The sequence below is a fragment of the Clostridium chromiireducens genome, assembly GCF_002029255.1.
Classification (GTDB): domain Bacteria; phylum Bacillota; class Clostridia; order Clostridiales; family Clostridiaceae; genus Clostridium; species Clostridium chromiireducens.
Genome location: NZ_MZGT01000046.1, coordinates 1 through 23,173, shown reverse-complemented (window position 1 = coordinate 23,173; position 23,173 = coordinate 1). Strand labels below are relative to the sequence as shown.

General features: G+C 31.5%; 29 protein-coding genes and 3 pseudogenes. 2 read left to right on the top strand and 30 right to left on the bottom strand.

Translation table 11 applies throughout. The features are described from left to right. Positions 1–165: 165 nt before the first annotated feature. Positions 166–510, top strand: a pseudogene (locus tag CLCHR_RS16285) (flavodoxin family protein); the annotation flags it as partial. Here CLCHR_RS16285 and CLCHR_RS16280 read toward each other — a convergent pair. The 23 genes and pseudogenes from CLCHR_RS16280 to dmpI all read right to left on the bottom strand — a co-directional run bounded on the left by CLCHR_RS16280 (position 510) and on the right by dmpI (position 16,669). Continuing rightward, the gene (locus tag CLCHR_RS16280; RefSeq protein WP_079440879.1) at positions 510–1,019 is read right to left on the bottom strand and encodes a GNAT family N-acetyltransferase; all 510 of its coding nucleotides are present in this window, start codon (positions 1,017–1,019) and stop codon (positions 510–512) included. The pseudogene CLCHR_RS16285 and the gene CLCHR_RS16280 sit on opposite strands and share 1 nt — an antisense overlap. Beyond that, the gene (locus CLCHR_RS24870; RefSeq protein WP_169896825.1) at positions 991–1,128 is read right to left on the bottom strand and encodes a hypothetical protein; all 138 of its coding nucleotides are present in this window, start codon (positions 1,126–1,128) and stop codon (positions 991–993) included. Before CLCHR_RS24870 ends, CLCHR_RS16280 begins: the two co-directional genes overlap by 29 nt. Before the next feature lie 474 nt (positions 1,129–1,602). Next, the gene (locus CLCHR_RS24865; RefSeq protein ID WP_169896824.1) at positions 1,603–1,776 is read right to left on the bottom strand and encodes a hypothetical protein; all 174 of its coding nucleotides are present in this window, start codon (positions 1,774–1,776) and stop codon (positions 1,603–1,605) included. A gap of 191 nt (positions 1,777–1,967) precedes the next feature. Continuing rightward, positions 1,968–3,515 carry a DHA2 family efflux MFS transporter permease subunit gene (locus CLCHR_RS16275; RefSeq protein ID WP_079440878.1) on the bottom strand — a complete coding sequence of 516 codons (1,548 nt, stop codon included), beginning with the start codon at positions 3,513–3,515 and terminating at the stop codon, positions 1,968–1,970. Between the two features lie 8 nt (positions 3,516–3,523). Beyond that, positions 3,524–4,177, bottom strand: coding sequence for an HlyD family secretion protein (locus CLCHR_RS16270; RefSeq protein ID WP_079440877.1), 654 nt, complete (start codon positions 4,175–4,177; stop codon positions 3,524–3,526). Positions 4,178–4,192: 15 nt separating this feature from the next. Next, on the bottom strand, positions 4,193–5,179 hold the full coding sequence (locus CLCHR_RS16265; RefSeq protein WP_079440876.1) for an HlyD family secretion protein: 987 nt from the start codon (positions 5,177–5,179) through the stop codon (positions 4,193–4,195). 413 nt (positions 5,180–5,592) lie between these two features. Continuing rightward, entirely contained in the window at positions 5,593–6,186 is a 594-nt protein-coding gene (locus CLCHR_RS16260; protein ID WP_079440875.1) for a TetR/AcrR family transcriptional regulator, read from the bottom strand. Positions 6,187–6,197: 11 nt separating this feature from the next. Then, a complete protein-coding gene (locus CLCHR_RS16255; RefSeq protein WP_079440874.1) occupies positions 6,198–6,896 on the bottom strand; it encodes an ABC transporter permease in 699 nt (232 codons plus the stop codon). After that, entirely contained in the window at positions 6,893–7,816 is a 924-nt protein-coding gene (locus tag CLCHR_RS16250) for an ABC transporter ATP-binding protein (protein WP_079440873.1), read from the bottom strand. The genes CLCHR_RS16255 and CLCHR_RS16250 overlap by 4 nt, the downstream gene beginning before the upstream one ends. A gap of 355 nt (positions 7,817–8,171) precedes the next feature. Further along, positions 8,172–9,080, bottom strand: coding sequence for a macrolide 2'-phosphotransferase (locus CLCHR_RS16245; RefSeq protein WP_079440872.1), 909 nt, complete (start codon positions 9,078–9,080; stop codon positions 8,172–8,174). 187 nt (positions 9,081–9,267) lie between these two features. Continuing rightward, positions 9,268–9,864, bottom strand: coding sequence for a TetR/AcrR family transcriptional regulator (locus tag CLCHR_RS16240; protein ID WP_079440871.1), 597 nt, complete (start codon positions 9,862–9,864; stop codon positions 9,268–9,270). A 473-nt stretch (positions 9,865–10,337) separates the two neighbouring features. Continuing rightward, entirely contained in the window at positions 10,338–11,102 is a 765-nt protein-coding gene (locus CLCHR_RS16235; RefSeq protein ID WP_079440870.1) for an ABC transporter permease, read from the bottom strand. Next, the gene (locus CLCHR_RS16230) at positions 11,103–11,864 is read right to left on the bottom strand and encodes an ABC transporter ATP-binding protein (RefSeq protein ID WP_079440869.1); all 762 of its coding nucleotides are present in this window, start codon (positions 11,862–11,864) and stop codon (positions 11,103–11,105) included. It abuts the gene before it with no gap. A 113-nt stretch (positions 11,865–11,977) separates the two neighbouring features. Further along, on the bottom strand, positions 11,978–12,199 hold the full coding sequence (locus tag CLCHR_RS16225) for a cysteine-rich KTR domain-containing protein (RefSeq protein ID WP_079440868.1): 222 nt from the start codon (positions 12,197–12,199) through the stop codon (positions 11,978–11,980). 15 nt (positions 12,200–12,214) lie between these two features. After that, positions 12,215–12,565, bottom strand: coding sequence for a DUF1048 domain-containing protein (locus CLCHR_RS16220; protein WP_079440867.1), 351 nt, complete (start codon positions 12,563–12,565; stop codon positions 12,215–12,217). 9 nt (positions 12,566–12,574) lie between these two features. Next, complete coding sequence (locus CLCHR_RS16215; protein ID WP_079440866.1) at positions 12,575–12,922, bottom strand: DUF1048 domain-containing protein; 348 nt, start codon at positions 12,920–12,922, stop codon at positions 12,575–12,577. Next, positions 12,922–13,245 (bottom strand): PadR family transcriptional regulator, encoded by a 324-nt coding sequence (locus CLCHR_RS16210; protein ID WP_079440898.1) that lies wholly within the window; start codon positions 13,243–13,245, stop codon positions 12,922–12,924. Before CLCHR_RS16210 ends, CLCHR_RS16215 begins: the two co-directional genes overlap by 1 nt. A 368-nt stretch (positions 13,246–13,613) precedes the next feature. After that, positions 13,614–14,169 (bottom strand): annotated as a pseudogene (locus CLCHR_RS25725) (Tn3 family transposase); the annotation flags it as partial. Continuing rightward, entirely contained in the window at positions 14,124–14,309 is a 186-nt protein-coding gene (locus tag CLCHR_RS24860; RefSeq protein ID WP_169896821.1) for a hypothetical protein, read from the bottom strand. The pseudogene CLCHR_RS25725 and the gene CLCHR_RS24860, both read right to left, overlap by 46 nt. A gap of 97 nt (positions 14,310–14,406) precedes the next feature. Beyond that, on the bottom strand, positions 14,407–14,967 hold the full coding sequence (locus CLCHR_RS24495; protein WP_139376250.1) for a DUF4158 domain-containing protein: 561 nt from the start codon (positions 14,965–14,967) through the stop codon (positions 14,407–14,409). 139 nt (positions 14,968–15,106) lie between these two features. Beyond that, positions 15,107–15,919 carry a nitroreductase family protein gene (locus CLCHR_RS16200; RefSeq protein WP_079440865.1) on the bottom strand — a complete coding sequence of 271 codons (813 nt, stop codon included), beginning with the start codon at positions 15,917–15,919 and terminating at the stop codon, positions 15,107–15,109. A gap of 111 nt (positions 15,920–16,030) precedes the next feature. Then, complete coding sequence (locus CLCHR_RS16195; RefSeq protein WP_041897937.1) at positions 16,031–16,381, bottom strand: winged helix-turn-helix transcriptional regulator; 351 nt, start codon at positions 16,379–16,381, stop codon at positions 16,031–16,033. A 93-nt stretch (positions 16,382–16,474) separates the two neighbouring features. Then, the gene (dmpI, locus tag CLCHR_RS16190) at positions 16,475–16,669 is read right to left on the bottom strand and encodes a 4-oxalocrotonate tautomerase DmpI (RefSeq protein ID WP_041897938.1); all 195 of its coding nucleotides are present in this window, start codon (positions 16,667–16,669) and stop codon (positions 16,475–16,477) included. Between the two features lie 503 nt (positions 16,670–17,172). On the opposite strand from dmpI, the pseudogene CLCHR_RS16185 reads away from it, so the two are divergent. Further along, positions 17,173–17,754, top strand: a pseudogene (locus CLCHR_RS16185) (recombinase family protein). Between the two features lie 138 nt (positions 17,755–17,892). On the opposite strand, the gene CLCHR_RS16180 reads toward CLCHR_RS16185, so the two are convergent. From CLCHR_RS16180 to CLCHR_RS16150, 7 genes are all read right to left on the bottom strand, one after another. After that, positions 17,893–18,375: a DUF6790 family protein gene (locus CLCHR_RS16180; RefSeq protein WP_079440864.1), complete on the bottom strand. Its 483-nt coding sequence runs from the start codon at positions 18,373–18,375 to the stop codon at positions 17,893–17,895. Positions 18,376–18,389: 14 nt separating this feature from the next. After that, positions 18,390–18,995 carry a class I SAM-dependent methyltransferase gene (locus CLCHR_RS16175; RefSeq protein WP_079440863.1) on the bottom strand — a complete coding sequence of 202 codons (606 nt, stop codon included), beginning with the start codon at positions 18,993–18,995 and terminating at the stop codon, positions 18,390–18,392. 109 nt (positions 18,996–19,104) lie between these two features. Continuing rightward, positions 19,105–19,680, bottom strand: a complete 576-nt coding sequence (locus CLCHR_RS16170) for a TetR/AcrR family transcriptional regulator (RefSeq protein WP_079440862.1) — start codon at positions 19,678–19,680, stop codon at positions 19,105–19,107. A 195-nt stretch (positions 19,681–19,875) separates the two neighbouring features. Next, positions 19,876–20,127 (bottom strand): cell division topological specificity factor MinE, encoded by a 252-nt coding sequence (minE, locus tag CLCHR_RS16165; RefSeq protein WP_079440861.1) that lies wholly within the window; start codon positions 20,125–20,127, stop codon positions 19,876–19,878. A 12-nt stretch (positions 20,128–20,139) separates the two neighbouring features. Next, complete coding sequence (gene minD, locus CLCHR_RS16160; protein WP_079440860.1) at positions 20,140–20,934, bottom strand: septum site-determining protein MinD; 795 nt, start codon at positions 20,932–20,934, stop codon at positions 20,140–20,142. A 520-nt stretch (positions 20,935–21,454) separates the two neighbouring features. Beyond that, entirely contained in the window at positions 21,455–22,174 is a 720-nt protein-coding gene (locus CLCHR_RS16155) for a LytR/AlgR family response regulator transcription factor (protein ID WP_079440859.1), read from the bottom strand. Between the two features lie 22 nt (positions 22,175–22,196). Continuing rightward, a complete protein-coding gene (locus tag CLCHR_RS16150) occupies positions 22,197–22,853 on the bottom strand; it encodes a sensor histidine kinase (RefSeq protein WP_169896822.1) in 657 nt (218 codons plus the stop codon). Between the last annotated feature and the right edge of the window lie 320 nt (positions 22,854–23,173).

Genomic DNA, 23,173 nt, shown 5'->3' with positions numbered 1-23,173 from the left:
CTTTCCTTAACCCTGAATTTACTCCTTCTGAACATTTACTTCATCCTCTAATTTATAAGTAACCAACTCAATGAAGTGATTTCTAAAATAAGGGGCCCTTTTACTTGCTAACATCGTCGAAAAGAATAAATAGTTATTTTCAAAATATTTGCACCAAATAAGTAAGGAACAAAAGCAATTTCTGGATGTGTGGGGTGTTATTCTTGCATCAAAACAGGCAGATGCTTTATGAATGACCCAGTAAATGAATTTTTAGAAAAGGTAGCTTGTGCAGATGGGTTTATTTTTGGTTCGCAAGTACATTTTGCTTCTGCTTCAGGTATGCTAACATCATTTATGGACAGGGTATTCTCTACCAATTTTTCAAATGACATTTTATCTTATAAACCTGCTGCAGCAATTTCAAGTTCCCGTCGTGGTGGTAATACTGCTACATTTGATCAAATCAATAAATATTTTACAATAAGCAATATGCCTGTCGTGTCATCTCAGTATTGGAATATGCTAAATTACATACTCTTTTGGAACACAAACATTCCATCCCCTCCATCACCAATAAAATCTTCGGATGTACCTGGTGCTGGATTATATTCATTTTGAAATTCCACTATATGAAACCTGCATTTATTTACATAAAAATGAATATTTCTTTTTTCAAAATATGGAGTGCAAGTTTCCCATACCTTTGTATCACAATGCAATTTTTCAATTTGACTCCAAATTGCATAACCAATGCCTTTTGTTTGAGTGCCATATTTCACATAGAGCAAATCAAGATGATTATATTGCGTTAAGCTATCAATGACTACAACAGCACCACCAATCATTTGACCATCAACAACTGCTTTGTATGCAATAGCGCCTTTTTCATTCAAGGAACAGTCGATATCCTTTTCAGGAAGAACAATGCCTTCCGTTTTGCCATAGACATCTTCAAACCCTTTTTGAAAGGCCTCCTGCATATCTTTCTTATATTGCATTAAGTCTTCATCATTGATTTTTGCAAGCGAGAATTCCATTATTACACCCCTTTTTAAAATATTTACTATTTACAGCAAATGAAATTTCTTCAAGTTCTGTCAAATATGTAAGTTCTTCTTCCTTGGTCTGTTTTAATATAATATTCATTTCATACCTCCTAAAAATAAAAATACTCGGCTATTACATATACGTAATAGCCGAGCTCACTCGACATCTTATCTGACAGGCGGCCTGCAAGCAGTGCGCTTACTATCCCCTACACTACGGTGTACTGTCCTCCGATGATACTTTTTACTTTTTTATTAGAATACCATTTGTCTTTGACGATGTCAATGGTATCTTTACCGTCCACTCAACCTACTTATTTTTTAATTCTTTTTCTACACCTCGTCATGTTCTCGTGAACGGATTTTGGCGTTTTAGGTTGAGTAGCCAAGATAGACTACTTCTTCTTAAAATATAATAAGTATAAACCTCCTTAATCTTCTAAAATAGCTTATCCTTATTATATTTCAATATTTAATTACATTACTATGGCAATATGGGTAAACATATAAATCTTCATCAGGTATAACTTCACCATCACAACTATCACCAAACTCCTCAATAACAGCAATAGATTTAATTTTTACCTATACCTCGTTCTTGTTCTCTCTTCAACACTAACTCAGATAAATCAATATAAAAATCCACTTCTTCTTTTGTTTTTGCTTTTTTAAATAGTTCCATAAAATCTGTATATGAGTATTTTAAAAACTGCTCATATAAACTATTTTGTTCATTTATCTTTTCCATAGAACTTCCTCCGATAAATAATCCTTTTACTATATTATTACCTAATAAATTGCTAATACGAAATCACTCTCGTCCCGCATTTTAGGCGCATATTCTTAAGAATATATATTCTACTATGGCAATATTCTGAAGAATAAATATGGTACAGAATATTAGAATGCACTATTCATAATTTCTGACTATTATATATTTTATCCCTCTGCCACTACTACTTTTGTTTCTTCTTGTTTACCTTGTTTTAATAATAGTGTTGGAATGATTACAATAACGGTAATTATCGAAATTACAAACATAGTATCATTGAGAGCTTGGAGCTGTGCCTGAAGTGCAACCTCTCCAAACATCTTGTTTAAAGCAATTCCTTGAGCATTGCCTGCTGACATCCCAGTTTTAATAAACATCCCTTGAAACATTTCATATAGTTTCATACTATTTTTATTAAAAGATGTGACTTGTGAAGCTAAGTTAGAGTAATCAAGCACATTTCTATGCTGCATAACGCTTGTTATAATAGTAACACCTATGGAAGTCCCTACTTGTTTTACTGTATTAGTCAAAGCAGATGCATTTGACATTGCTGCCTTTGGTAATCCACTAAACCCTATTGTTTGAACTGGTGCCATAAGAAATCCGACACCAAAGCCTCTAATCATTAATAGGATCGTAATCGTCATATTGGGTGTATCCAACGTAATTTTTGACATACTATAGCTGTTAATGCCAATTAAAATCAATGCAAATACAGCAAATAATCTAACATCAAATTTATTACCAATTTTCCCATACAAAACCATAGATATGGCTGTCGCTATTGCTTCTGGAAATAAAATCAACCCTGTATTCATTGAATCAAGTCCTCTTATTTGTTGAAGGAATATTGGCATCAGAAACACACCACCATAAAGAGCTAGCATTGCAACATTCATGATAATATTACTCATGCAAAAGGTATAATTCTTTAGTAGTTTTAAATCAAGCATAGGTTCTTCAATGAGCAATTCATTCACAACAAATATTACAAGACTATAGCACCCAACAATCATAAGCACGATATTTTTTATATCGCTCCAGTCTAAATCACTTTTTCCAAGTACATAAAGAACGCAGGACATTCCGATACTTGACGTTAGAAATCCAATAATATCAAATTTCTTTGAAGACTTATGTTCTGATTTTTTGAATATGAGTATAGCCATCATTGTAGCAACTATTCCAACTGGAAGATTTATAAAGAAAAGAAATCTCCAATTGAAATTTTGAATAATATATCCACCTAAACTTGGCCCTAAAGCTGGGGCTGCCATTACACACATTCCCATTACTCCTATTGCCATTCCAAGTTCACTTTTATCAAAAGTAGTCATTAATATTGCCATACCAAGAGATATTATAGAGGCTCCTCCAATTCCTTGAATTACTCTTGCAATTATCATTATAGTTTCATTCCACGAAATTCCACACAATAGTGAACCTAAGGTAAATAAAATTAACGCAGTAATAAATACGTTTTTAGTGCCAAATTTATCTCCAAAATAACTTGTTGATGGAATTACAACTCCTAAGGTCAGGGTATATGCACTAACAACCCATTGGATTTGATCTATAGATGCGTTAAAGGTCTGCATCATTTTAGTAATAGAGATATTAATAATGCTGGTATCTAGATTTACCATAAAGATTGCCATAATTACAACACTCATAATAAGCCATTTAGTTGAAGATTCTTTTTTATTTTCCATACTCCCACCTACTTTATATGTATCTTTATATCTGCATTTGTTCCAGGTAGAAGCTTTGTATCATTTTCCTCAAGTTTAATTTTCACAGGTACCTTTTGAACAACCTTAGTGAAAGTTCCACCTGAAGAAGATGGGAGAAGTGAAAATGCTGAATTTGAAGCCTTTCCTATATTTTCAACTTTGCCTTGAAATACTTTCCCTTCAAATTGATCAATTTTTATATCTACATTTTGCCCTTCTTTTAATTTTTCCACCTTAGTTTCTTCTATATTTGCAGTTATGTAAATTTTTTCTTGGTCAACCATTACTGCAATTGTAGATCCAGCTGGAATATATTGTCCCTCCTCAGCTTCCTTTTTAATAATTAACCCATTAATTGGCGCTCTAAGTAAGGAAGAATTAACATTTTCATCAGCTATTCCATTTTCATCCATGTGCCCTACTATTTGATCTTTAACTAAAGTTTCTCCCTCTTTTACATTACATTCAAGAAGACTTCCTGAAATTTTTGGAGTTATATCTATAAAATCTCCAGCTACCAGTGCATCTTCAGTTGAGACAAAATATTCATTTTCATACCAATAATATACTCCAACTCCGCCAAGAGTTATTAACATAGCTATGATTATACAAAAAATTATTATTTTACGTTTTCCTTGCATTCTTATCATCCTTTCCTAACTTCTTACGCCAACTTCGGCAAACATACCAGGTTTCAATTGTGAATTTGAATTTACTAAAGTTATTTTTACTAAAATATTATTGCTCTGAGAATTTAATTCTGAATTTATTACTGATATAGTTCCTTCAAATTCTGAATCCTTTATTCCTGAAACTTTAACAGTTACAGCTTGTCCTTCTTTCAAATCTTTTATAATGCTTGTTGGAGCATATGCATTCACGCATAAAGTATCAGGATTAGATATTGAAATAAGAGTGCTGCCAGGTGATGCTATTTCACCTTTATTTATATTTTTAACGGTAACTTTCCCTGAAATAGGAGCTGTAATAGTTCCATTCCTTAATACTATTTGAGCTGTTTTTAATGCTTCTTCAGCTTGCTGTACTTGTGCCTTGTAAACATCTATACTTGTTTCTGTAGCACCATTTTTTAGCATTTCTAATTGTTCCTCTGCTGATTTTTGTCCTGACTCTGCTGAAGTAAGCTGCTGCTGTGCTGTTTCAAGCTGCACCTCTGTAGCTGCCCCTACATCAGTTAAGGCTTTTGTACGATCATAATTCTTTTTAGCAATATCATAAGTTGCTTTAGCGCTGTCCAAAGCTGCTTGTGCTTGTGCTATTTGTTCAGGACGTGTACTGTTCATGGCATTAGTTAAATTGGCATTTGCAGTATTTACTGCTGCTTGTGCTTGGTCTACCTGAGCTTGCAAGTCCTGAGTATCTAATTTAATTACGGTATCACCTTGATTTACAACTGCCCCTACATTAACTGGTATATCCGAAACTCTCGCAGAGATTTTCGAAGCTACATTGACTTGATTATCTGTCGCAAGTTTTCCAGCCATGAGATATACGGATTTTTGTTCATTAATCTCTTCTGCTTGAACAGCATTTTCATTTCTATTATCCTTTGCAGCGCATCCTGAAAATAAAGATGTTCCTATAATCGCTGGCAATACAATTAACATAATAAATTTTTTCATAATCACTTACTCCTTTAACAAATTAATTATAAGTGTAAAAAGTACTTCTTATTTTCCATCAGAAAATCAACGCATATTTTATAAGTAAAATCTATTGCAATAAAAACACTTTCACTAAATTTGTTCACAATATATTTGTCTAATATTTTGAATATATGCATAATAATGGTAATGTTCAAAGTCAAAATGGCCCTTAATATCTTTATTCCTGTTGTTTTACTTGTACTGTTTATTTCAAAAATCCAAAGATTTTTCCTTCCTTGACGCTATATTCCAAGCTAGTTCCAGTATGAAATTTCCTTAAAATTATGACAGGCTTTCTGATATAATCGTATTTATTCTATGAATGCAACTTCTATAAGAAATAACAAGGGAATCTTAATTATAAGTCCCTGTTATTCTTACTTATTGAATTATTTATGTACTTTATATATTGGAAGCAAAATATTATCAATAATATCCTCGCTACTCGTCTCATTAGGCCTTCCATACAATACAATTTCATTGATAATTAGTAAAGTAGGCAAATTTAGAGCCCTTTCAGAAATAGTATCTATTGAAAGTGAAATCTCTTTACGATGATTTGCTCGCGTTATAATAGTTTCCATTAATTTTCGGATACCATTTTCGTGATTAACAACACTAAATAGATCGTAAGATGTAGTATCGGAAAACTTATCTGAAATCACCTCTCGTAGATCCTCAGGTCTGATAATTTCAAAAATTGGATCTAAAACCTTAAATAGAGCAATTAAATCTTCTTTTAGTGAACCATGATCACTGATTTCTAATTCTATTGGTGGTGCTTTTCGCTCTACAGCAGCAAGAATAAGGTGACATTTTTGTGGCCATCGACGATAAATAGCATTTTTGTTGGTTTTTGCAGCACGGGCTACATCATCCATAGTCAATTTGCTATATCCTATTTGATCAAGCAATAACCAAGCCTGATCTAAAATCGCATTTTCAAGTATAACGCCACGGCGCCGATTAACATTGTCATTCATGATACAACCTCCTATTTTTGGTCTACATAATTCCACCATAATATAGTACCATAAACACCAATAAATAAAATAACAAAAATCGTCAATTTACTAATCCAATTAATAAGATCAGGATTGTTTAAGTATATTCCTGAAATTGTCCACGGGATATAACGCCCTAGAGGCTGTGATCCAAAAATAGCAGCTACAATTACAGCTCCAAAAGAAGTACTAACGGGAGCTAATATTCCTCGTGTCATGCTGGCGATAAGAGGGAATAGAAAACTAAGACCAGAATTATAAAGCGTTGCTATCCCTAACCTTTTTAAAAGAGTTCCAGTCAAAAGCACATCAAAATTTTTCAAATCTAAGCAAGAACCTATAGCAAATGTCGCACCAATTGCTAATACCGTTATACCTAAAAAACATAATCCTAAAGCAAAAAATTTTGCACATACTAAACTAGTACGAGAGATTGGCAATGATAAAAGATCTTTAAAAGTTTGATCCTGATACTCTCTACCAAATACCCAGCTGCTTAAAATACCAAAGCCCATTAATCCAATAACAGTAGAATACATAAAAAAAGTATTTTTCAAAAATTCTCCCCACGTCTTATCCTGCATATGGATAAGTAACAAAAAGCTATAAAAAGCTAAAATGTAAATTGGTATATGACCTAGTCTTATTTTATAAAACTCAATTTTAGTCATTGACCATATCTGTTTCATAATGATTTGCCCTCCTTAATTGTTCTAAGAAAGAATTCTTCTAAGCTTTCATTTACAGGTTGAAAAATCATGGGATTCAATTTCTGATTTTCTAACTGCTGTAATAAAGCAGAATATTGGTTAATAGATATATCTGAAACAAGTACTTCCTCTTCACTTACCGATGTGAATTGCAAGCTTTTTGTAGCAAGGTAATGTGCGAGATTCTTTATGGATCCCTCCGTCTTTATGTACAGCTTGGATTCTCTGCAGGTTTCAAATTCTGAAAAATTTAATTCTCGTAGCAGGCATCCATGTGCTAATATCCCAATTCGACTTACCAGCTTTTCCATCTCATCTAATAGATGGCTTGAAATAAAAATAGTTGTCCCATTTTTAGCCATTTCTAATAGAGAATTACGAACAACTACAAGCCCCTCCGGATCTAATCCGTTTGTTGGTTCGTCTAACAAAAGAATCTTTGGTTTATGAATAAGTGCCTTTGCTAATCCAATTTTTTGATTGTTTCCTAAGGAAAGATCTTTTACCTTAATCTGACGATAATTATCTAGCAATAGCTGCTGTGAAATGTCATCAATTCGTTTCTTAATTTCTGAATCAGGTATTAGTCTTTGCTTTGCATATAATATAAGATTTTCTTCTACAGTAAAGTTTGGATAAGCATGTGGTGTTTCAATTAAGTAACCAACCTGATTCCAAAATTCAGAAGACAGCTTCGAAATTGATTTTCCAGAGTAATAAATTTCGCCAGATGTAGGATTAATCATTTTAAGCAACATCCTCATTGTAGTTGTTTTTCCTGCACCGTTTAAGCCTAAAAAACCATATATTTCACCTTCATTAGCAGTCAGATTAATATCATAAACACTATTTTTTGAGCCGTAACTCTTTGTTAAATTCTTCGTTTGTATTATTGACAAAACGCAAACACCTCCAATGTTATACTTCATTTAAGGTACTGCAGTACCTTAAATGAAGTATAACATTGGAAAATATAAAACGCAATACTAAATATTTATATTTTTTTATTTATTCTTCTCATTATGTGAACACATAGCCAATGAAGGCTGAAAGCAATAACTCCTATAATAAAATAAACCTAAACATAAATATATACTATTATAGTATTTATCCATGTTTAGGTTTCAATTTACTGTTCATTTTAAATCAATGTACATTAACATAATTAATATGCTCATTAATATTATTTTTGTGTAAAGATACCCCTCCTTAAAATACGGGAGGGGCTATAAAAGATTTGTATATGATTTATATTTAAATATCACTAACTTCCAGTGCTTGTCTTGCCATTTGCTCATATTCATCTACACCAGATATCAGGGCAAATTCAGCAATTGCAACTGGGTATGCAGCGACCAATTCAATGATATGCTCTTTCATCTTAGGCCAATAGTATCCCCCTACTTCTTTATAGGCCTTAATAAGGGATTCAAGACCTTCCTCACCAAAGGCTTTATAATGAAACACAAAATCATTGGATACATCTGCAATCTTTGCTTCAGTCCAATCAATTAAACCAGTCACATTTGCAGCTTTATTTATTAAAGTGTGTCCTGCATGTATATCCCCATGAATAAAACCTGTTTTTTTCGGCCAAAGCTCATCATTCTTTAACCATGTCTGCCATCTATTCCACAGCGACTCTCCTACTCCAAATTTGGCCTTCACAGCATCCATACGATCTTGCATTGACTGTCTTACCTCTTCTGCTGTGTGAAGCACTAGTCCGGCTTCTACTACCTTATCCCTTGGGATACCATGCAGCTCTGCCAGTACCTTTCCAAGTGTCTCATGAAAACAGGCTGGTACATTATTAATATCAATTTCCCAGATATAGTTTCCTATAGCATGATCAATTGTCCCTGCTGGTATACCCTCTAATTTTTTATATGCAATTAATTCCTCTGTATAGACAGACCAGTTTGGTGCTTGAAAGTTAGTGCAATATTGATTCACCAAATCTAATGCCTGCTTTTCATCCTTAGTTCTTGGCATTACATCTTCACGTCTAGGCATCCGAAGTACCCATTCACTACCTTGTTGATCCAGAGCAAATACTGCCAGAAAATCAAGCCCAGATTCATTGAATACTAAAGTATCTTCCTTAAGATTCAACCCGTGTTTTGTTGCAATTTCAATAACTTCTCTTTTTGTTTTACTCATTCTTGCCACATCCTAATTATTATTATTTTCTTGCTAATAAACTTCTTTTATACTGTACATCTATCTATTCTAATCTCTTATATATCCTGAACTTTTAACATGGAAACTAAAATTATTATAGAAGCTAGTATTATTAGTACAGTGGTGAACACCATGGTACTATACAAGGCCCATCTGAATTTAAAGATTAGTTTGTAAGTTCATTTGCTACAGCATTGAAAATGATTTCTTGAACATTGGGATATATATCCTCCCCTATATCTTTTTTATGAATAATCATTGCTAAAGCTCCACGGATAACACCTGCAATAACTTCGATATCCTCATTTATTAATTTTTTTAACTCTTTATTCTTCTTTATAAATTCCATTAGTGGGACAATGCTTCTTAGTCTCTTGGTAGCCGAATATTCTGGATCTATCTTTCTAGACACCATGTTATATTCTTCCAAATTCGTTATTAATCTTTGTGTTAATATATAAGATTCCAACGCAGAAGACATTTCAAGTAGATAAACCTTTATTGCTTCACGTATTTTTTTCTCTCTTTCCACCTTGGGCCAGACTCGCCTTTCAATTTCTTCTCCCTCGAAAGCTAATAACTCAAGGTAAAGCATTTCCTTTGATTCAAAAAAAACATAGAAGCTGCTTTTTGCTATAGACACTGAAGAAGTTATCTCTTCAATAGATGTATTTTTCAACCCCTTAGCAATGAAACACTGATGCGCAGCATGCATCATATCCATTCTAATTCGTTCTTTTTCTGTTTCTGTAAATTTCGGCACTGTATTTTTCACCTCTAATTAATATTTATAATTAAAACATAAAAACAAATTAAATATTTGTTTTTATTCTAGTATAGTCTAATTATGATGTCAATCAAAAATCTTATTACAAAATCTCCTTTACTATAAAAGCAAATATGCAAAAACCAAACATTAACACAAATACCCTATTTCTGTGTAAAAGAAATCCCCCAAACTCTTAAGTCTGGGGGAACACAAAACACACTTTAATATTAACTCGAAAACCTTCAAAGCCTTTGATATCAGCCTGTTTTTTCTCCATCCTAATAACTGTCTCCACATGTTTTGATAGAAAAATGATACTAATACGCATTAGTATTGCTTTTGCGTAAAGATGTACCCTTAAAATCAAGGTGTCTTGGAATTCTGCTAGTTCATACTATTATGCAAAATGTTATTAATATAATAAATCTATCGCTGCGGGCGAGTACTATACTTAATATAAAGATAGGTTATAATTTCTTATAACTCCTCATTGCAAAGATATAAGCAACAACTATTATTGCTATGCACCAAGCCAAAGCAGTCCATATATCATTTCCTACTGGTTGATTTGCTAATAAATTACGTATAGCTTCCACGATAGGAGTTACAGGTTGATTTTCTGCAAAAGCACGTACTACAGAAGGCATCGTATTTGTTGGTACAAAGGCAGAACTGATAAATGGTAAGAAGATGATTGGGTAAGAGAATGCCCCTGCGCCATCTGGTGTTTTAGCAGCAAGTCCCGCAATTACAGCAATCCAAGTCAAAGCAAGTGTAAATATCCCAAGAATTCCAAATACAGCTAGCCACTCTAAGATTCCTGCTGAAGAACGGAAGCCCATTAATAATGCAACAAGTATAATCACTACTACAGAAATTCCATTAGAAATTAATGAGGTTAATACATGTCCCCATAATACTGTAGAACGAGCGATAGGCATAGAATGGAAACGTTCAAAGATACCACGCTCTTTATCTATAAACAAACGATAAGCTACATATGCAATACCACTACCAATAGCCATTAACATTATACCTGGTAATAGATAATTAACATAATTTTCTGTACCAGTTTGGATTGCACCACCAAATATATAAACGAATAATAACATCATCGCAATTGGTGTGATACAAACTGTAATAATTGTATCCATGCTTCTAAAAATATGACGCATAGAACGTCCAAACATAACACCCATATCTTTGAAAAAATATTTATTTGTAGATTCCATTTATTTCTCCTCCCTTTTACCAATGATTGTTAGGAATATTTCTTCTAATGTAGGTTGTTTTTCAACATATTCAACTTTTGCAGGTGGTAGTAATTTCTTCAATCCTTCTAGCGTATCTAGAGCAATGATTTTTCCTCCATGAAGAATAGCGATTTTATCTGCAAGTTGCTCTGCTTCCTCTAAATATTGAGTCGTTAAGAATACTGTAGTTCCTGAAGATGTTAACTCTTTTACAATTTTCCAAACTTCTAAACGTGCTTCTGGATCAAGACCTGTTGTTGGCTCATCCAGGAAAATAATCTTTGGATTTCCAACAAGACTCATTGCTATATCAATTCTTCTTTTCATACCTCCAGAGTAAGTACCCACTCTGCGGTCTGCAGCCTCTGACATGCCAAAACGACTAATTAACTCATCTGCTACTTGATTTGGTTTTTTAAGATGTCTAAGTTTTGCTATCATTTGAATATTTTCACGTCCAGTCAAAATTTCATCAATAGCAGCAAATTGGCCAGTAAGACTGATAGAACCTCTAATGTCTCCTGGATTTTTTTCAACATCAAAACCATTGATTATAACACTTCCAGTATCTGCTTTAAGTAAAGTTGCCATGATTCTAATCATCGTTGTTTTTCCTGCTCCATTGGAGCCTAGTAGTGCAAAAATACCGCCCTCCTCTACTTCAAAATTTACTCCTTTTAGTACTTCTACATCTTTATAAGCTTTCTTTACACCTTTAATTTGTATGATATTTTTTTTCACTTTCTTTTCCTCCTATACAATATAGTAACCTTACTCAAATCTGCACTAATCCTTTTAATGCAGATTGAGGAATTATCATAAAAAAGAGCCGATAACTGCGATTTTACTCACGGTTATCGGCTCTGCGTCTTAGCGTCTGGCTCTTTGATAACTGATATATTCAGTTGTTTTGCATTTATTATAGTTTCCTGTTTACACTTTGGACAAAATAGTGGGAAGTTTTCAAGCACCGTATCGACGCCTATCTTGTCTCGTGTTTTGTTGCCACAGACTGGACATAATATCCAATCGTATTTACACACTCTACCTTCCCTTACTTCAATTGCTTTTTTCATCCCGATATCTCCCTTTTACTTTGTTTTAATCGTAACCTTTTTTATAGCCTCGTTAACTTTCTTGTCAACAGATTCTTGATAGATGTCCGCGTAAGTTTTTGAATCTTTAATTAAATCGTCGCAGAAAGCAGCTACGTCACTGCCCGTCACTTCAAGCACGCCTTTTCCCAAGAATGCGCCCTCTTCAAAAAGATCTATAATCCCAGAAAGTAAACCTATCCCGTTGGTTAGCTCAACAGGGCCAACCTTAAAGAGATATTTTTGAATCTCTTTATAAACAATCTGATAATCTTTCGGTAGTGCTTTGACACGCGCCACGTGTGCTCGCCACTCTTTTTTGCCTTCGATGATTTCTTGTATTCTCATTTTAACCTCCTATTTACCTAATTTTTTAGCAATATTATTGTTTAGTTGTTCACGCCATTTGTCGCGATAAGACTTTGCACCTTCTTCTCCTACCAGTGCTGCGCAGAAACCTTTGATATCGTCACCCAAAACCTCTTGTACACTCTGACCGTCCGCAGCCGTTTCTTCGAGCATACCAAGCACACCATCAAGAATTGGCATGAGATTGCGACCGGTGAAATCTGAGTGCTGCCAAAGATTGGCTTTAATTTTTTCCCATGCCTCTTGATACTCAGCTGTCAGCTTTTGGGCTCGCATTTCAAAAATTTTCATTTCTTTAGTCATGTCGCTTCCAGTAACCTTTTCCCAAAAATTCATTATTTCTTCTCCTTTAACTCATTAATTTTTGATGATACGAATTCCCATCTTTCCCAGAACCTCCTCAGCTCCTCACGCCCTGCATCGTTGAGCTTGAAGAACTTTCGCGGTGGTCCCATATCGGATGGTTTTTTTTCTGTGTCCACGAGTTTATTCTTCTCAAGCCGCACCAAGATGGTATAAACTGTTCCATCAACAACATCTGAAAATCCGATGGCATTCAGCCTCTTCGTAATCTCGTAACCATATATTTCCTCATGGCTGATGATTTCAAGAACACAGCCTTCTAGTACACCTTTTAGCATTTCCGTAATATTTTCCAGACAAATCACCTCTTCACTATCTAGTAATACAGGTATTTAGTATTACTTACTACCACTATATAGTATCACGCAGTAGTACTGATGTCAATATGATATGTTTATTATTAAAATTTTTGATTATCCTTTGACACACTTATCCAATGGTATTATATTCATATATAACACTAGTTAACAAGAATACTATAAGTGAAATGAGGATGTCATGAAATCAACTTTGGACAGTAATCGTCTCATTTATCTGCAAATCAAAGAGGCCATTTAGGAGGATATTCTCAATGGACAGCTGGTACCTGAAGAACATATGCCTTCAAATAGGGTACACGCCGAGATACGTGTAAAAACCAGTAACTTGATGTAAAAAAATAACATTAAGTTACTGGTTCTATTATTTCTTCAATATCTATTTTACTAATTGGTTGAGGAATTTCATTTAAATCAATAACATATTCACTAAATCTTTTAATATGACTTGTCATATATGGACTTAAATTTTTTATATCTTCTCTTAAAATTAAATTACCATCTTCATTTAATCTTTTTAATGCATTGGTTATATCTATTACATTATGTAAGATAATTGCATTAGACAATAAATTATTATATTTTATAATATTAATTTGTTCTTCAGTATTATTTTCACACATAATTCCGTCTCCACCAAAGAAAAACCATTTAGAAAAGCCATTATATCTCAATATGTTCGTATTTTAAGTTTTTACTTTCTTTATAAAAATTAAGATCTTTCCAATTGCGTATTCTTGGCATTAGTTTTATTCCTAAAAGATATGTGAGAGCAAATAGTGTTGCAGATTGCCCTTGAGTGTCAGCGTGTACTGTATCTGGTTGGATATCTGATTTATTTTTTAAGAAAGCATCAATTATGTATATAGCTTTCCAAACCCCACAAGGAATAAAATGACTAAACGAAAATTCATCTCTACACAATAATCTTCAATTAATTGTTTACATCCTTCTAATGAAAGTAATTGATTTCTATGATCTGAATCTTCTGTACAAATATCTCCAGTTTTAAATTCAGATGCAATATGTGAAAATACACACATTTCAAAATAACGTCTAGAATAGACTTCTTTTCCATCAAATTTACATTTAATAATTTTTTGCCATTTATCACCAGCAAAAGATATATCAACATATGGCTCAATAAATTCTGATTTTTAAATTACTAAATACATATTCAAATATATCGTTATTAATTGCAGCTCTTTTACTGTTAATTACCCTTTTAAGTGTACTAAAAGCAGGCAATTCACAATTGTTTTTGATTAAAATTTCAATTACTGCATTAAAAACGTCCGCCGGATGTTCCATAATAGGATCGAATTCTATAACTGTTTTTAATACTAAATTAGTTATAAATTCCTTATCATCTATTATATTTAAGTATCTTTTTATAATTAATTTGTATTTTTGAATAGTTTTTTCTGATACATTTATCTCATTATTATCACATATATTAGTGCTTACTTTTATATGTTCAATTATCCTATTAGGTATACTCTTATAACTTGGAAAATAGTTAAGTACTTTAAATGTTTTTAACATTACAATAAAAACAGCTATATTAGGTAGTCCTTTTGCATATTTATATGCAATTGAAATATCTTCATGATGTGGAGTATACAATTTTATTAGTTCATTTTTACTTATAATTCTACTAAATCTTGGATATATCGTACGTTCAATTAAAGCTATTAGCATCCTTCCTGATTTTCAATATTATTGTGAAAAAAATTAAATATATTCAATGTTTGTTTATGATATAAAAACTATAAAGCGTTGATACCTTATAGTTTTTTTGATTTCTATACGTTTCTTTCTATTTATAAGAATTAGTTGATTAACGCCAAGTTACTTTCAATTGAGACCGATCTACTAGTCGTTTATAACTGTATTTAGGATAACCAACTATAATCCCGCCAGTGACTATTAACTCTTCTGGAATATCCAATACTTTAAGTAAAGGCTGATAACCAGACCTAGCACACGCCTCGACAAGGCCTGCATAGCACGTTCCTAATTCAAGACTTGATGCAAACAATTCGGCATACGCAAGAGAAAAATGGGTGTTATCACGTCCACGCGAAAAACTTTTTTCGGCCAGTGCTAGGATAAAGCACGGTGCATTCCGCAAAATAACATCTAGCCCTGTTTTATGATAGTGTTCCACTAAATCTGTAAAATAAGCTGCCGATGATTCCCCTTGTGAGATTGCTTCATCCATCCAGGCTATCGTAGCTTCTGTAATAGCCTGTAGTGTATTCTTATTATCTATAACCAAATACTGCACACCCTGGGTATTATTACCCGTAGGGGCTAATCTTGCAATATCTAGTAGCTTTAGGATTTTGTTTTTTGGAACTGCATCTTCTTTATACACCCGTATAGAGCGTCTGCCCCGAAGAAAACGTTCCGCCATCTCAGCGCTCAAAACTGGAGTCTTATCTAATAAAACTTGACCTTTAAGCGACGCGTGAACATGATCTAATGCCGATTGGGGACAGACAGCAACACATTGACCACAAGCGATACAGGTAAGTCCGGCATCGATAGGAATCCTTTCCTCAGTCATTCCAATATAATTCTTTGGACAAACTTCAGCACAAACGCCGCAGCCAATACATTTTTCCTTATTCACATTAAGCAAACTCATTCAAATTCATCCTTTCTTTTATAAAAACTATATTACTGTAAAATTAGCTATATACCACATTCTGTATGCCGTAATTTGTTTTTATAATCACATCATTTTACAAGAGCATATTTAATTGTCGAGTGGTTTTGAATAGTTGAATACTTCTTTTGACCAAGTACGTGACCACTCCCCAAATGGTCGCAACAACTCCATGAGTTCTTTTCCACGCGTAGTTAATTGGTACCCATCATTAGTACGCTCTACAATATCGACTTCTCTAAGCTCCTTGATACGGGTGTTTAATATTGTAGGAGAGATTGACTCGCACCGTTTCTGAAGTTCTCTGAAGGTAGAAGAGCCCTCCTGCAAATTCCAAATGATACCCATCGCCCAATTCTTACCTAAAATATCAAAGAGAGCCATAATTGGAACGCCAGATTTGGATCCTCTAACTGGTTTACCTGGACATGGAACTGACATAGTAATTCCTCCTTAAGAAATATCTTTCAATATAAATTTTTTGAAATGCTTCTCACTCGTTATAGAAAAGCGATGAACTTAAGTATTTTTATCTTATTTGTTAGCTGATTTTTCAAGCAATGTCTGACCACCGATACCAATACTATCAGGATCATATTCTTCAATAAAAACAGTAAAAGCGCTTGCTGGAGAATTGGTAACTTCAACAGCTGCAGAAGTTAATTTCTCAATCAATTCCTTTTTCTTTTCTGGCTGAGTTTTTTTCATTTTCATCGTAATTACTGGCATAACTGCACCTCTTTCTAATATGTATATTTAATATGCGAGCTACAAAAAAAGTAGCTTGCTACTGATATTGTAGCATGATACTTTTTCTGTAGCAACATTTTTTGAAATTTTATTAAATTAATACCTCAAGTGAAGGATTAAAATATGCTAACCCCAAAAAAGTGATAGTACTAAATTCGGACCGGAAGATTTCTTTAACATGGGTAATACCATTAAGAGTATCCTGTACTGAAAAGCAATGGCTGAATTGAATAGAAAAGTATACCTTTTAGGATAACTGTTTTCATAATTGGTATATAATATCTTATATGAGTGTTTTACATGAATCTTGGTCACATCCTATAATGTATAAAAACGTATACCTTTTAGGATAACTATTTTTTCATTTAATTTACGTTTATTAAAGTATACAAAATTATTTATAAACGTTTAATAAATAATATATACTTTTTAAAATAACTTTGTATAATAATCTTAAAAATACTTTGGAGGATAAAGCACAAATGAGAATTTATGGATATTGTAGAGTTAGCACTAAAGAACAAAATTTAGATAGACAATTAATAGAACTTGAAAAGTATGTTGATAATAGATTTATTTTTACAGAAAAACAAAGTGGTAAAGATTTTGATAAACCGCAATACTAACTACTTAGAAAAGTTGCACAAGTCGGAGATATTATATATATTAAATCATTAGATCGTTTAGGAAGGAATAAGCAGCAAATTAAGCAAGAGCTCGAATACTTTAAAAATGAAGGGGTTAGACTTAAAATATTAGACATTCCAACAACTATGATGGATATACAGCAAGGTCAAGAGTGGCTATTGGATATGATTAATAATTTATTAATTGAAGTTTTAGCTACAATGGCAGAACAGGAAAGGTTAAAAATAAAATTACGACAAGCTGAAGGTATTGTAGCCGCAAAAGAAAAAGGAAAACATTTAGGAAAACCAAATATTAATTTTCCTCCAAACTGGCTAGAAATATATACAATAACTGCAGTAAAAGCCATGGAAGAGTTAAACTTAAAGAAAAATACTTTCTATAAATTAGTCAAGCAGCATGAGGGGTTTAGATGATTATAATTAAAATTGTAAAATATATACATCAAGTTACCTCTTTTTACATGTATCTCGGCGTGTACCCTTTGTCTGTCGGTGGCCGCGCTGCAAATACTTGCAATGAAAAATAAAGAAAATATAAAAGTAAACTTAACACTATTTAAATATTAAAAAATATAAAGCTGGAACACAAATCTCAAGAAATATTGATAAATCTGTTATTGTTACAAATACTTCAGTTGCATTTTTCTGTTTCCGAAAGATATGTTGAAGTAATGCTAATAGATAATATAATCCTCCAATCATTATAGCTGCAATTCTAAATTTTTCATTAAAAAGTGATACTATTCCACAGATCCCTATACAAATATTAGCAAAGCCTAATTCTCTAACAATTGGATATGCTTTTTCATCATATGAGCCAAATATATCATTTGCAGTAAACCTAGGTTGAAGAGCTTGTTTTAAACCACATGTGAATAATCTTAATCCAATTCCCCAAAAAACAACCCATTTTATAATAGTTTCAACTATTAACTTGTCCCCTCTAATCATCAAATTTATTATTATGCTAATTGTAGGTAAAATATAAAAAAATAAAATAACAGATACTTCAAACATTCCTATTTTTCTTTTCATATTATTATCCTTTCTTATGCTTTAGCAATATACAATATTGTACGATTACTGGTTTTTTTCACTTCATCAATTTTAAACCCATTATCTTCTAACATTCTAATAAATTCATGTTTACCATAGCTTTTAAAATCACCGCTATCCGAAAAATGAAATGATAAATTAAGAATCGCTCTAAAAGGTTGTATTGCATAGCCTTCTCCAATCAATAACCTTCCTCCACTTTTAAGAACTCGTTTCATTTCCTTTAATACTTCTTCTGGATGTGGGTAATGGTGAAAGGATGCATTACAAATTAATACATCAAAGAAATTATCTTTATATGGCATATGTTCTGCATCTGAAACTTTTATTTCTGCACTATCTTCCATCCTTTTACTACATTCTCTTACCATGTTTTCGGACAAATCAATTCCAAATAGCTCCCTTTTTCCATTTACTAATTTACAAAGAATATTTCCTGTGCCACAACCAACATCAAGTAATTTACCTTCTACATTTTTATCTAACTCATCTAATAAAGGCTCATACATTACCTTTACAAATCTGCCGTCAAACGAACTGTCATACTCTCCTGCAGTACTGTTAAAATGTTTAATTGATTTTTCTTTTTCTTCTTTCATGATTTATTCCTCCTTTTAATTCCTATATTGAATGAATTTCATTCATTTTATTTGCAATATTTAGTCCCCATATGGGGACTTTTATGTAATTTCTAATATTTATTACTTTTTACGTTTTATATCTTCCTATTAAATCTAATAGAAATTCGCTAATTCTTTTAGTTCTTATCTTATCATTTATACTTGTATCAAGTAATATTCCTAACTGTCCATATACACAAAAAGAGGCTAACATTGCTGAATCAGGAACTTTTAATTTTCCATTAAAAATTTCCTTTTCTATTTCTTCCTGAATATATGGAGTAACTTTTCTGCAAATATTTATAGACATACGATCATGTAAAGGTCTAGCATTTTCTCTATGAAAAACCTTATAGTATGAATCCTCTCTTTTCTCCAAATCATAAAAATTCCACTTACTTGAAATTTTATCTTCGATAGACATATGTGGAGATTTTATAACCTTTATTATTTCATCAGCTATATTACTCGCATATTCATCAATTGCACTTTCAAATATTTCTTCCTTTGATTTAAAGTATCTATAACACAAGCCTTGGGATATTCCTAAAAACTTAGAAATATCTGAAATAGATGTTCTATCATACCCTTTTTCACTAAAAAGCTTCATAGCGCCATCTAATATTTCCTGTCGTCTTTCATCAATTGGTTTAATTGTTCTCAAGCAAATCACCTTCCATATTTAGGATTATAAATGAATATTATTCATTTGTCAATGAACGATATTCATTTATATATTTTCCCAAAATATTACGGATTTCTGCAATGGATTTATTTCTGCCATCGCCTTATGTATTGTGAAAAATCTCTATTAAAATCTTTCTATGAACGATAATTTATGTAGTTTTCTAAAAGGTTATTAATTATAGTTGTTAATTGGAATATTAGCAACTAGCACTGGTGATTTGCCTTCTTCTATATCATTGGTAATTAATTTAACTTCTACTTGTGAATTATTTATCCGAACATACTTAGCAATAATATTCATTATTTCACTTTTTATTGTTTCTAAAAAATTATCATCTAAGCAAGCTCTATCATGAATTAATATAACTTTTAGTCTCTTATTTGCTAAATCTTTTGAAGATACTTTATTATTAATATTTTTCATCGAATATACCTCCTACCTATAAGCAAACAATTTCTTAATTACATCAGTAAATCCACTATCATTTTCCTTATAAAATTCAAAAGAAACTTCTTTTCCTGTTATTCTTATAGCTATTTCTTTAAAAGCTCTTCCCACCTTAGAATCTTCATTTAATGTGATGGGTTTTCCTCTATTTGTAGATATCGTTATTGCTTTATCACTTGGAACTATACCTATAAGCTCTATTTCTAAGCTATCAACTATATCTTCTACATCTAGCATATCTCCATTTTTAACCATTTCATAATCAATCCTATTAACTATAACATGACTCTTAATTCCTTTATTTTTAAGCATCCCAAGAACTCTATCAGCATCTCTTATTGAAGTAACTTCTGGATTTACTACAACTATTGCTCTATCTGCTGCGATTGCAGCATTTTCAAAACCTTGTTCAATTCCTGCGGGACTATCTATTAATATATAATCAAAATCGCACCTAAGTTCATTAATTAATTTAAGCATTTGTTCAGGTTTCATATCATTTTTATTTTTTGTTTGTGCTGTTGAAAGCAAATATAGGTTTTCATATTTTTTATCTTTTATTAATGCTTGTTTTAAACTACACTTCCTTTCTATTACATCAAAAAGATTATAAACAATTCGATTTTCAAGCCCCATAAGTATATCTAAATTTCTAAGTCCAGTGTCACCATCAACTAATGCAACTTTTTTGCCAATCTCCGCAAGTGCGGTACCAATATTAGCTGTATTAGTAGTTTTTCCGACTCCACCTTTACCTGATGTTATTACAATAACCTCACCCATAATATTTAACCTCCTAAAAGAATCAACCTCTCAAAAGAATTCCTAATACCTTAAGCTATTTTTAAAACTAGTCTTCTATAAATGGAGCGCCTTGTCCATTATGAAATATAAAACCAATTTTAAAAAATTTGTAAATTACATTAGCTTGACGAATTGATAACCTGCTAACAATTTTATTAACCATAAAAATACATCTCCTTATATAAAATTAAATATCTGCTTTTTTCTTTCTATAATTAATTCTTTAATTAACTTAATAATTATTAAATCTTTTTTTCAAATTCTATAACTAAATTCAATCTGTTTGGCAAATAAATCTCCCCCTTATTTATTTATGATAGATCATTACTAAAAATATATCATAAATAAGCGTATATACACTATCGATGTAAAAACTAAGGCTTAAAATGTAAAAACATGCGAAAAAACATAGGGCTGTCGCACTAAATAATTAGTTCACAGCTCATTTTTATGCAAAAAAAGCATACATGATGTATATTACTCATATATGCCTATCTTTTTATACTTCTTTCAGTAAATAATTAAAGTACTTTTCCTTTATTAATGTCATATTAGAACTCGTTATAGGTATAATTATGTTATTGCACATAAAAGCACAATTATTTTCTATCTTTAAAATATAATCCATATTTACAACAAAGCTCTTATGACACCTAAGAAATCTTTCATCCTTAAGACTTTGAAAAAAATCTTCAAGCTTTGAATAAAAACTAATGACCTCACTTGATTTCAAATATATATTCACGATTCTTGCTTTACTTTCTGCATATAAAATATCTTTATATGAAATTCTATAGTTTCCTTTTTTATTCATAATAACAAAGTGTTTATTTTCTTTAGTTAAACTTTCTATAGCTATTTTGATAGCATTAGTTAGTTTTTCTTCATTTATTGGCTTTAAAATATAATGAAGAGCGCTTACATCATAACTATCTACAGCATGCTCTTTTGAAGAAGTTATAAATATAATCTTACATTCTTTATCAAAGTCCCTTATTCTCCTTGCAATATCAATCCCATTAGAAAATTTCATATAAACATCTAAAAATATTATGTCAAAGTTCTGTTTAGATGAATTTATGTGTTCAAGAAGATCTTGTCCTTCACTAAAGGAGCTTATTTTAAAAGGTATATCTAATTCTTTAATATTATTTGATACATAAGAAGAGATTGTCTCAAGTTCTTCTATAATATCATCACAAATTGCTATATTTATCATATCTATCCTCACCTTATTTGCCTTAGTTATAATTCATAATAATATCTACTTCAAATTCCTTATCATCATGCTTAATATTTAAATAACCATTATATTTTTCAGTTACATTTCTAATATTGGATAAACCAATGCCATGTCCTTCTCCATTTTTACTTGTTTTTATAACCTTGCCGTCTTTTATGACTTGTCCATTAAAGCTATTTTTAATCTTAACTATTAATTGAAATCCCTTAATTTCAGCATTTATATTAATGTACTTTTTGCTTTTATCCTTAATATTGTTACATGCTTCAATAGCATTTTCAATACAATTACCTATAACAATAGATAAGTCAATATTATCTATATTAATATTTTCTGGTATATTTAGATTAACCTTAAACTCAATATTGTTCTTCATTGCAATACTAATATAATGTTTTAAAATCGAATCTACAGTAAAATTATTACATAGTTTTACCACATTTTCGAATATTTCATTCTCAGTAAATTTCTCCATGTATTCTGCGGCTTCTATATAGTTTTTCGTATCCATCATTGATTTCATTACTAAAGCATGATGCCTTATATCATGTTTAAATGCATAATAATTTTCAATAGATTTATGTAGATTTTTGTAATTTTGTTTTTGTAATTCTACTTGAGTATCTATAATTTTAACTTTATATTCTAGTTCCATATTTTTGTTTATAGACCAAATAGCAATGAAAACTACTATATATGATACTATAATGATAATTACATTTAATATACTATTAAAACCCGAATATAACTCCACACGATCATTATAAAAGTCATAATAATTACTTAAAAACAAAAAAATTGCAATAGTGTAAAAAGATATTATACCTATTAGGTTATTAGATATTGATTTTAACATTTTTTTATATGGATTTCGGAAATACAAATATATTATAGGAAGTAACGCTGATTGAATAAAAATTCTTAATAATATTAGGTACAATGAATAGATATTATAATCCTCAATATAATTTATAC

Excerpts from the sequence above, each read along its gene's own strand:
- CLCHR_RS16280 (WP_079440879.1), bottom strand. The coding sequence starts at position 1,019 with ATGGAATTCTCGCTTGCAAAAATCAATGATGAAGACTTAATGCAATAT.
- CLCHR_RS24870 (WP_169896825.1), bottom strand. The coding sequence starts at position 1,128 with ATGAATATTATATTAAAACAGACCAAGGAAGAAGAACTTACATATTTG.
- CLCHR_RS24865 (WP_169896824.1), bottom strand. The coding sequence starts at position 1,776 with ATGGAAAAGATAAATGAACAAAATAGTTTATATGAGCAGTTTTTAAAA.
- CLCHR_RS16275 (WP_079440878.1), bottom strand. The coding sequence starts at position 3,515 with ATGGAAAATAAAAAAGAATCTTCAACTAAATGGCTTATTATGAGTGTT.
- CLCHR_RS16270 (WP_079440877.1), bottom strand. The coding sequence starts at position 4,177 with ATGCAAGGAAAACGTAAAATAATAATTTTTTGTATAATCATAGCTATG.
- CLCHR_RS16265 (WP_079440876.1), bottom strand. The coding sequence starts at position 5,179 with ATGAAAAAATTTATTATGTTAATTGTATTGCCAGCGATTATAGGAACA.
- CLCHR_RS16260 (WP_079440875.1), bottom strand. The coding sequence starts at position 6,186 with ATGAATGACAATGTTAATCGGCGCCGTGGCGTTATACTTGAAAATGCG.
- CLCHR_RS16255 (WP_079440874.1), bottom strand. The coding sequence starts at position 6,896 with ATGAAACAGATATGGTCAATGACTAAAATTGAGTTTTATAAAATAAGA.
- CLCHR_RS16245 (WP_079440872.1), bottom strand. The coding sequence starts at position 9,080 with ATGAGTAAAACAAAAAGAGAAGTTATTGAAATTGCAACAAAACACGGG.
- CLCHR_RS16235 (WP_079440870.1), bottom strand. The coding sequence starts at position 11,102 with ATGGAATCTACAAATAAATATTTTTTCAAAGATATGGGTGTTATGTTT.
- CLCHR_RS16225 (WP_079440868.1), bottom strand. The coding sequence starts at position 12,199 with ATGAAAAAAGCAATTGAAGTAAGGGAAGGTAGAGTGTGTAAATACGAT.
- CLCHR_RS16220 (WP_079440867.1), bottom strand. The coding sequence starts at position 12,565 with ATGAGAATACAAGAAATCATCGAAGGCAAAAAAGAGTGGCGAGCACAC.
- CLCHR_RS16215 (WP_079440866.1), bottom strand. The coding sequence starts at position 12,922 with ATGAATTTTTGGGAAAAGGTTACTGGAAGCGACATGACTAAAGAAATG.
- CLCHR_RS24860 (WP_169896821.1), bottom strand. The coding sequence starts at position 14,309 with ATGTGTGTATTTTCACATATTGCATCTGAATTTAAAACTGGAGATATT.
- CLCHR_RS24495 (WP_139376250.1), bottom strand. The coding sequence starts at position 14,967 with ATGCTAATAGCTTTAATTGAACGTACGATATATCCAAGATTTAGTAGA.
- CLCHR_RS16200 (WP_079440865.1), bottom strand. The coding sequence starts at position 15,919 with ATGAGTTTGCTTAATGTGAATAAGGAAAAATGTATTGGCTGCGGCGTT.
- CLCHR_RS16195 (WP_041897937.1), bottom strand. The coding sequence starts at position 16,381 with ATGTCAGTTCCATGTCCAGGTAAACCAGTTAGAGGATCCAAATCTGGC.
- dmpI (WP_041897938.1), bottom strand. The coding sequence starts at position 16,669 with ATGCCAGTAATTACGATGAAAATGAAAAAAACTCAGCCAGAAAAGAAA.
- CLCHR_RS16180 (WP_079440864.1), bottom strand. The coding sequence starts at position 18,375 with ATGAAAAGAAAAATAGGAATGTTTGAAGTATCTGTTATTTTATTTTTT.
- CLCHR_RS16175 (WP_079440863.1), bottom strand. The coding sequence starts at position 18,995 with ATGAAAGAAGAAAAAGAAAAATCAATTAAACATTTTAACAGTACTGCA.
- minE (WP_079440861.1), bottom strand. The coding sequence starts at position 20,127 with ATGAAAAATATTAATAATAAAGTATCTTCAAAAGATTTAGCAAATAAG.
- minD (WP_079440860.1), bottom strand. The coding sequence starts at position 20,934 with ATGGGTGAGGTTATTGTAATAACATCAGGTAAAGGTGGAGTCGGAAAA.
- CLCHR_RS16155 (WP_079440859.1), bottom strand. The coding sequence starts at position 22,174 with ATGATAAATATAGCAATTTGTGATGATATTATAGAAGAACTTGAGACA.
- CLCHR_RS16150 (WP_169896822.1), bottom strand. The coding sequence starts at position 22,853 with ATGGAACTAGAATATAAAGTTAAAATTATAGATACTCAAGTAGAATTA.